We start from the raw sequence: 1570 nt of genomic DNA, 5'->3' as shown, positions 1-1570 counted from the left end.
TACTGAGCCATCGGCGGCGGTAATCACGATCTCTTTCTCGTCCCGGAGAAAGGCGAGCTGGCTGTCGACGATGTCACCGACGACGGGCGTGTCGTTGCACCGTGATGCGAAGATGGCCTGCTTCGTCAGCGGAGCGTCGTCGCGGATGGCGGCGGCATGAATGAGCCGGGGCAGCTGGTCGAGCACGGCCGCTTCCGACCGGCTTCGTGCATTATCGTTGAAGCCGAAGTCGAGGACGTCCTCGCACACGTCCACCCCGGGGATGAAGCCCAGCGCATTGAAGCCGGTCCGACCGAAGTGCTCGAACGTATTCTCCAGCCCCCAATGGATCTTGCCCATCTCCTCTCGCGCCTGGTGATGCTTGGAGAGGTGAACCAGCCAATAGTCCCGATTCGACTTTTCGGGGTGGATGAAGAAGGGCGTATAGAACGCCGGTCCCGTTCGGGCCTGGATGTGCCCGTAGACGGTGTTCTGGATGATCCGCTTCCAACCCTTCTGCTGCTTCAGGGCGATGAGGGCTCGAATGTCGTCGCGGCCATAGTCGATTGCGGTCAGCGCGCGGAAGTCGGACATCTTGTCGCTCAGCAGATTGACCAGGCTGTCGACCATGAACGTGAGAATCACCTCCGGATTGGCGAGCTTGCCCATGATCTCACGGATCGTGGCGAACGTGACGTCGCTCCAGCCATACTGATCCAGGAAGAACAGCGAACGGTGGGCGCGACCCTTGTTCTGAATGCGCTCGATCACGCCCGGGCAAGCTGCCTCGAAGGTTGATGTGATGATGCGGATGTCCTTACCGATCCGGGCACCGTGACCGCGACGATGCAGCTGGTCGCGTAGAAACTCCACATGATTGGGGTTGTCGTCGATGAAGACGAAGTCCGCCTTGATCTCGAAGCCGAGGACGCGGGCAGCATCGAGTTCAGACTGCGCGCGCTCGACGGCCGCCAGCATCCGAAGGGGCGACCCGTCGACTTCCATATTTTCCAGGATATATCGGCCGCCGCCGCAGAATCCGTCCACGATGGTGAGGTTCAGCGCGCGCTTGAGATGATTCCGGGTTAGTGTCCGTATGTACGCGGCGATGTACCGATCGAACACTTCATGCTTTGCGACGCTGTGACGTCCCAGCTCAGGCAGTGCACCACCCAGAATCCAATCGTAACCCGGACGCTTCCCCATCGTCGTGATCTCCCGCACGACCTAAGGTCGGCATGGCGAATATGGGTAGCATGCCGCTGAACTGTCCAGCAGAATTACTTGACGGGCCTGCTTTTCGACACGTTCGACGTCCATCGTCGTTGCATCGTGAGTCGCAATGTGGCAGATTCACCTTACGTTCTATGGGGCGCGCCGACGATGGCTGATGGCAGTGCGATTGAGTGGACCGACGCTACGTGGAACCCGGTTACGGGTTGCACGAAGATCACGTCTGGCTGCGACAACTGCTACGCCGCTCGATGTTCCGAGCGTTTCCGTGGCGTGCCGGGGCATCCGTTCGAATCCGGCTTTGATCTGACGCTTCGGCCCGAACGATTGAAGCAGCCACTGTCGTGGAAGCGATCGC

At 60.1% G+C, this 1570-nt stretch carries 2 protein-coding genes; one reads left to right on the top strand and one right to left on the bottom strand.

The annotated features are described in order from the left end of the window. A partial coding sequence (locus U1700_RS14415) for a three-Cys-motif partner protein TcmP (protein WP_332753386.1) occupies positions 1-1203 on the bottom strand: 1203 nt, incomplete at its 3' end. A 60-nt stretch (positions 1204-1263) separates the two neighbouring features. Here U1700_RS14415 and U1700_RS14410 point away from each other — a divergent pair. Further along, on the top strand, positions 1264-1570 hold a 307-nt coding region (locus tag U1700_RS14410), incomplete at its 3' end, for a DUF5131 family protein (protein WP_332753385.1).

Origin of the sequence: Sphingomonas sp. RB1R13, assembly GCF_036663775.1 — a bacterium.
Taxonomy (GTDB): domain Bacteria; phylum Pseudomonadota; class Alphaproteobacteria; order Sphingomonadales; family Sphingomonadaceae; genus Sphingomicrobium.
Note: the sequence above shows the minus strand (reverse complement) of the source record. Positions and strands in the feature narration are given on the sequence as shown.